Here is a 6,960-nt window from a genome sequence, read left to right as displayed (position 1 = left end):
GGACGGCAGCCGTCGGCGCCGTCCGGCCCCCGGGTCTTCCGTCAGCGGCGGCTGGTCAGGAGATGCAGCCGGCCTTGGGCGACGCGCTGATGCAGCCCGTCTTGCCCGTGGCGCTGATACAGCCGTTCTTGGCGGCGGCATCGGCCGAGTTGACGGCGTTCCAGGCGCGCCAGATGTCGTCCTGGGCCATCTTCTTGATGAGCTGTTCCATAACAGACCTCCGATAATCCGGTATGCGGCGGGGGCCGCATTTCCGCTTAACCGGAAGTTAAGAGAGTTATCTGTGGCATGTCAATGGATCACTTAATGAGAGAACTCTAATCCGCCGCGAGATGAGAGAACCCTCATGAAATAACCGCCCGGCGGGGAAGGCCCGCCGGACGGTCGGAAAGAGCATTAACGCCGTATTTCAACCGGCGGCGCGAACCGCCGACACCGCCTTGCGCGCGGCCACCAGAACCGGGTCCCAGACCGGGGAGAACGGCGGTGCGTACCCCAGGTCCAGCGCCGTCATCGCCTCCACCGTCATACCGGCGGTCAGCGCCACCGCCGCCACGTCCACCCGCTTCGCCGCGCCCTCCCGGCCTACGATCTGCACCCCCAGCAGCCGCCCGGTACGGCGCTCCGCGAGCATCTTCACCGTCATCGGGGCCGCGCTCGGGTAGTAGCCCGCCCGGCTGGTCGACTCGATCGTGACGGTCACATACCGCAGCCCCACCTCGGCCGCGTCCCTCTCCCGCAGCCCGGTACGGGCGATCTCCAGGTCGCACACCTTGCTGACCGCCGTGCCCACCACCCCGGGGAAGGTGCCGTAGCCGCCGCCCACGTTCGCCCCGATCACCTGGCCGTGCTTGTTCGCGTGGGTGCCCAGCGGCACATGCCGCTCCCGGCCCGAGACCAGGTCGAGCACCTCCACACAGTCACCGCCTGCCCAGATCTCCTCCCGGCCGCGCACCCGCATCGACAGATCGGTCAGCAGCCCGCCGTACACCCCCAGCGGCAGCCCCGCCGCCCGGGCGAGTCCGGTCTCCGGCTCCACCCCCGTCCCCAGGACCACCACATCCGCCGGATACTCGGCGTCCCGCGTGGCCACCGCCACCGCCCGGCCGTCCGCGCCCGTGCGGACCCCGGTGACCCCGGCCCCGTTCACCGTGACGATCCCCAGGCCGTCCATCGCGGTGTGCACCAGCCGGCCCATGTCCGGGTCGAGCGTGGACATCGGCTGCTCGCCCCGGTTGAGGACCGTCACCGCGAAGCCCCGGTTCAGCAGCGCCTCCGCCATCTCCACACCGATGTACCCGGCGCCCACCACCACCGCGCGCCCGCCCCCGCCGACGGCGGACAGACCGTCCAGCAGCGCCTGCCCGTCGTCCAGCGTCTGGACGCCGTACACCCCCGGCGCGTCGATGCCCGGCACCGGCGGCCGTACCGGCCGCGCGCCGGTGGCCAGCACCAGCTTGTCGTAGCCGGTCCACTCCTCGGCCCCGCTCTCCAGATCGCGCGAGAGCACCCGCCCGCCCGCGAGGTCGATCTCCGTCACCTCGGTGCGCGTCCGCAGATCGATCGCGCGCTCCCGGTGCTCGGCGGGGGTACGGGCGATCAGCTCGGCGCGCTCGCCGACCTGCCCGCCGACCCAGTACGGGATCCCGCACGCCGAGTACGAACCGAAGTGGCCGCGCTCGAACGCGACGATCTCCAGCTCGTCCGGTCCCTTGAACCTCCGGGCCTGCGACGCGGCCGACATGCCCGCCGCGTCGCCCCCGACGACCACCAGTCGCTCAGCTGCCATGGGAGCCACGCTACGGGGTGCGCCCCGCCGTCCCCGGTCCGGCCCGGGGACGGACCGGGGACGGCCCGGCCCCGGCCCCCGGCGTCCCCCGGACCGGTCACGGTCGGGGCCCGATACGGCGTTTGAGAGAGTGGAGCCATGCAGTCCTCCCCGCGTACGGACCCAGCGGGTCCCACCCCGGCCGCCCACGCCGTCGTCATCGGCGGCGGGATCTCCGGCCTCGCCGCCGCCCACCGGCTGGCGGCCGCCGGAGTCCGGGTGACCCTCCTGGAGTCCACCGAGCGCCTCGGCGGCAAGCTGCGGACCGGCGAGATCGCCGCCGCCCCCGTCGACCTCGGGGCGGAGTCCCTCCTCGCCCGCCGCCCCGAGGCGATCGACCTCGCCCGCGCCGTGGGCCTCGGCGACCGGCTGAGCCCGCCCGCCACCGCCACCGCGTCCGTCTGGACCCGCGACGCCCTGCGCCCGATGCCCAAGGGCCATGTGATGGGCGTCCCCGGCACCCCCGAGGCCCTCGCCGGGCTGCTCTCCGCCGAGGGCGTCGCCCGGATCGCCCGCGAGCGCGAGCTGCCCCCCGCCGAGATCGGCGACGACATCGCGATCGGCGCGTACGTCGCCGAGCGCCTCGGCCCCGAGGTCGTCGACCGGCTGGTGGAACCGCTGCTCGGCGGGGTGTACGCGGGGAACGCGCACCGCATCTCGCTGCGCGCGGCCGTGCCCCGGCTCTTCGAGGCCGCCCGGCGACACGGCTACCTGCTCGACGCGGTCCACGAGGTCCAGCGGCTCACCCGCGAGGAGCAGGCCGGCGGGCCCGTCTTCCTCGGCATCGAGGGCGGCGTCGGCACCCTGCCCGGCGCGGTCGCCGACGCCGTACGCGCCCTCGGCGGCGAGATCCGCACCGGCACCCCCGTACTCGGCCTCGGCCGCACCGACCGCGGCTGGCAGGTCCGCACCGACCGCCGGCTGATCCACGCCGACGCCGTGATCGTCGCCACACCCGCCTGGGCCGCCGCCGATCTCCTCGCCGCCGAGTCGCCCGCCGCGGCCGCCGGGCTCGGCCGGGTCGAATACGCCTCCATGGCCCTGGTCACCCTCGCCTTCCGCCGCGCCGACCTGGCCGGACTCCCGGCCGGCAGCGGCTTCCTCGTCCCCCCGGCCGACGGCCGCGCCATCAAGGCCTCCACCTTCTCCAGCCAGAAGTGGGAGTGGGCCGCCAAGGCCGCCCCGGACCTCTTCGTACTGCGCACCTCGCTCGGCCGGTACGGCGAGGAGGAGCAGCTGACCCGCGACGACACCGACCTCGTCGCCGCCTCCCTGCGCGACCTCGGCACCGCCGCCGGGATCGCCGCCAGGCCCGTCGCCACCGACGTCACCCGCTGGATCGACGGCCTGCCGCAGTACCCGGTGGGCCATCTCGACCAGGTCGCGCGCATCCGCCAGGAGATCGCCGAACTCCCCGGACTGCGGGTCTGCGGGGCCGTGTACGACGGGGTGGGCATCCCCGCCTGCATCGCCGACGGACAGCGCGCGGCGGACGAGATTCTCGCCACGCCCACCCTGGCGCTGGGCACTGATCAGGGCGCGGGACAATAGATCCATGAGTGCGCCCGAAAAGATCCCGAACGCAGGCAAGAAGGCCAAGGACCTCAACGAGGTCATCCGGTACACGCTGTGGTCCGTCTTCAAGCTGCGCGATGTGCTGCCCGAGGACCGCTCCGGTTACGCGGAGGAGGTCCAGGAGCTGTTCGACAAGCTCGCCGCCAAGGACGTCACCGTCCGCGGCGTCTACGACCTCTCCGGGCTGCGCGCGGACGCCGACGTCCTGGTCTGGTGGCACGCCGAGACCGCCGACGAGCTCCAGGAGGCCTACAACCTCTTCCGCCGCACCCGTCTGGGCCGCGCGCTGGAGCCGGTCTGGTCGAACATGGCGCTGCACCGCCCCGCCGAGTTCAACAAGTCGCACATCCCCGCGTTCCTCGCCGACGAGAACGCCCGGGAGTACGTCAGCGTCTACCCGTTCGTCCGTTCGTACGACTGGTATCTGCTGCCCGACGAGGACCGCCGCCGGATGCTCGCCGACCACGGCAAGATGGCCCGCGGCTACCCGGACGTGCGCGCCAACACGGTCGCGTCGTTCTCCCTCGGCGACTACGAGTGGATCCTCGCTTTCGAAGCGGACGAGCTGCACCGTATCGTCGACCTGATGCGCCATCTGCGCGCGTCCGAGGCCCGTATGCACGTCCGCGAGGAGGTCCCGTTCTACACGGGCCGCCGCAAGTCGGTCACGGAGCTGGTGGCCGGGCTCGCCTGAGCCCGATCACCGATCCACGCGACACCTCGGGAGTCTCACGGCTCCACCGAACGAAGGCCGGTGCGCACCCAGCGGGCCCGGCCTCTCAGACCCGGAAGATCAGACGTTGTGCGGCGGCTTCGGCCGTGCCGCGCTCCGGTCCAGCGACACCGGGTCCGGCTCCGGGTGCGGCGCGCACGCAGCGCGCCGCACCGGCGTCTGTCCGCGCAGCAGATAGTTCTCCAGATGCGCGTTGACACAGCCGTTGGGCCCTCCGCCGATGCCATGGGTCCCGGCGTCCTCCTCGGTGATGAGCACCGCGCCCTTCAGCCGCCGTGCCAGCTCCCTCGCCCCCGCGTAGGGCGTCGCCGCGTCCCGCTCGGCCGCCAGGATCAGCACCGGCGGCAGCGCGCCCCGCTTCGTCCGCACCTCCAGCGGCCGCTGCCGCGGCGCGGACCAGTAGGCGCACGGCAGATTCGCCCACACGTTGTCCCAGGTCTCGAAGGGGGCCTGGCGGGCGAGTTCGGTGTTGTCGCGGTCCCACACCTCCCAGTCGGTGGGCCAGGGCGCGTCGTTGCACTCCACGGCGGTGTAGACGGCGTTGGAGTTCTCCGCGTCCTTCGCACCGCCCGGCCGGGGTGCGGCCTGGGCGATCAGCGGCTCCTCATCGCCGCGCAGATACTCCGAGAGGGCCCGCGCGCGGGGCTGCCAGTAGTCGTCGTAGTAGGCGGTCCCGAGGAACGCCGACTGGAGCTGTCCCGGGCCCACCACACCGCCCGCCGGTGTCACCGCGAGACGGGCCCGCGCCCTCTCGTAGCTCTCGGCCACCGCCTCCGGGGTGGTCCCGAGCCCGAAGGTCTTGTCGTGCCGGGCGGCCCAGGCGCGGAAGTCGGCCCAGCGGCTCTCGAACGCCAGCGACTGGGCAAGATTGCTGCGGTACCAGATCTTCTCGCGCGCCGGGTCGACCGCCGAGTCGAAGACCATCCGGCGCACATGGGAGGGGAAGAGCGTCGCGTACAGCGCGCCGAAGTAGGTGCCGTACGAGGCTCCCATGAAGGTCAGCCGGGGCTGGCCGAGCGCCGCCCGCAGCACATCGAGGTCCCGGGCGTTGTTGAGCGAGGTGTAGTGCCGCAGCGCGGGGCCCATGGTGCGGGCGCAGCCGTCCGCGTACGCCTTCGCCGCCGCCCGCCGCTCCCGCTTCTCGGCGGGGGAGGGGTGGACCGGGGACTGGGTGGGGGCCTTCAGATACTCCTTCGGGTCCTGGCAGGACAGCGGGGCCGACCGGGCCACCCCGCGCGGGGCGTATCCCACCAGGTCGTAGGCGCGGGCGATCCGCTTCCACTCGGGCAGCGTCCCGGCCAGCGGGAAGTACATGCTGGAAGCGCCGGGTCCGCCGGGGTTGTAGACGAACGCCCCCTGGTACCGCTCCGGTTCGCCGGTCGCCGGGACCCGGCTGACCGTCAGCGCGATCCGCCGGCCGTCGGGTTCGGCGTAGTCGAGCGGTACGTCGACGGTGCCGCAGCGCACGGCGGCCGGCAGCCGCTCCGCCGGGTGGCAGTCGCCGAAGTCGATGCCCTCGGCGGCGGCGCGCCGGGCGGCGATCGCGGTGCCCCGGGACTCGGCGTCCTGGGCGGCGGCCCCGCCGGCGGGCGACACCGCCAGCGTCCCGGCGATCAGCGGTGCGATCGCCGCCGCCACCCCGTACCTCGCGACTGCTCTCATCCCGTTCCCGTTCCCCTCTGAGCCCGCGTCTGGGCCGACGGCGGTCAAGGGATCCTTCGTGGCGGGCGGGGGCATGTAAAGCACCGTCGTACGGTGTCGTCCGCGATGACTCCGATGCGCCGTCCGGGTACTTGAGCGCGCCCCCCCCGCGTACGCCGTGTCCGCCGCCGGGCGGGTCAGCCGCAGCCGCAGCCGCCGCACCCTCCGCAGCCGCCGCCGTCCCCTCCGTCGCCGCCCCCCGAGGCTCCGCTCCCGTCGCCCTCGCCGGATGCTCCGCAGCTCCCGCCCGGGGCCGAGCCGCACCACTGGGCGGCGGCCTCCGCCTCCGACGAGCCGCCGCCCCCGGCGGCCGCGGCGACGAACACCACGGGTGCGAGGGCGGCGGCCACCAGCACGGGCCTCAGCGCCGCGTCGGGCACCGCGCTCGGGCCCTTCGTCGCGACCAGCCGCGCCGGGTCCCCGGCCTCCGCGTACCGCGCGCCGTGGGCCTTGAGCGCTCTGCGGCCGGGCTTGGTGGTCCGTCGGTCCGCGAAGCCGACGGCATGGCTGCCGACCCCCAGGCCGAGGACGATGGCGGGCAGGAGCGGCAGGATGAACGGCACGCCGAAGGGGCTCGCCGCCAGGCCGGAGCCGATGACGGTCACCACGATGGAGACGGGTATCGCGAGGACGCTGAGCGAGCTGAGCAGATGCCCCCAGAAGCTCAGCGCCCTCCGGCGGCGCTTCGGGGGCGTCATCAGCCCCCGCGCGGCGAGCGCGTCCCCGATGTCCTGGACGGCGCGCGAGCGCATCACCGCGCCCCGCACCTGGCTGAGCGAGCCGTTCGGCGCGACGGCCAGCCGCTCCAGCACCGCCCGCTCCACCGGGTCGTGCGCCGCCGGGCCGCCCGCCGGGTCTGCCGTCGGGGCCACGGCCGCGACGATGCCCGGTCCGCCGATCCGGATCCGTCCGTCCAGGTGCATCACGGCGAGCGCGGTGTCCACGACCCGGCCGGGGCCGCCCGCGAGGAAGGCCGCGTCATACGGGTCGTCGACCGTCTGGCCGAGGCCCGCGGCCAGTTCGGCGCGGCGGATCGCCCGTATGCGGAGGATCAGGGCGGCCGACCAGAGGCCGATCGTCCCAGAGGCGTACACGACCACGGTCTCCATGGTCCGCATGGGTT

General features: G+C 74.0%; 6 protein-coding genes. 2 read left to right on the top strand and 4 right to left on the bottom strand.

Going from position 1 to position 6,960, the window contains the following annotated elements:
- Window positions 1-55 precede the first annotated feature (55 nt).
- Window positions 56-211, bottom strand: coding sequence for a hypothetical protein (locus IE247_RS15420; RefSeq protein ID WP_190123680.1), 156 nt, complete (start codon window positions 209-211; stop codon window positions 56-58).
- A gap of 198 nt (window positions 212-409) precedes the next feature.
- The gene (locus IE247_RS15415) at window positions 410-1,789 is read right to left on the bottom strand and encodes an FAD-dependent oxidoreductase (protein ID WP_190123679.1); all 1,380 of its coding nucleotides are present in this window, start codon (window positions 1,787-1,789) and stop codon (window positions 410-412) included.
- A 138-nt stretch (window positions 1,790-1,927) separates the two neighbouring features.
- Between IE247_RS15415 and hemG the strand changes: the two genes are divergently transcribed.
- The gene (gene hemG, locus IE247_RS15410) at window positions 1,928-3,379 is read left to right on the top strand and encodes a protoporphyrinogen oxidase (protein WP_190123678.1); all 1,452 of its coding nucleotides are present in this window, start codon (window positions 1,928-1,930) and stop codon (window positions 3,377-3,379) included.
- Between the two features lie 4 nt (window positions 3,380-3,383).
- Entirely contained in the window at window positions 3,384-4,097 is a 714-nt protein-coding gene (gene hemQ / locus IE247_RS15405; RefSeq protein ID WP_190123677.1) for a hydrogen peroxide-dependent heme synthase, read from the top strand.
- 99 nt (window positions 4,098-4,196) lie between these two features.
- On the opposite strand, the gene IE247_RS15400 is transcribed toward hemQ, so the two are convergent.
- Window positions 4,197-5,798, bottom strand: coding sequence for an alpha/beta hydrolase (locus IE247_RS15400; RefSeq protein ID WP_190123676.1), 1,602 nt, complete (start codon window positions 5,796-5,798; stop codon window positions 4,197-4,199).
- Window positions 5,799-5,974: 176 nt separating this feature from the next.
- Window positions 5,975-6,955, bottom strand: coding sequence for a TIGR04222 domain-containing membrane protein (locus IE247_RS15395; RefSeq protein WP_190123675.1), 981 nt, complete (start codon window positions 6,953-6,955; stop codon window positions 5,975-5,977).
- Window positions 6,956-6,960: the final 5 nt, after the last annotated feature.

The organism is Streptomyces inusitatus (assembly GCF_014651115.1).
In the GTDB taxonomy this organism is placed as follows: domain Bacteria; phylum Actinomycetota; class Actinomycetes; order Streptomycetales; family Streptomycetaceae; genus Streptomyces; species Streptomyces amakusaensis.
Note: the sequence above shows the minus strand (reverse complement) of the source record. Positions and strands in the feature narration are given on the sequence as shown.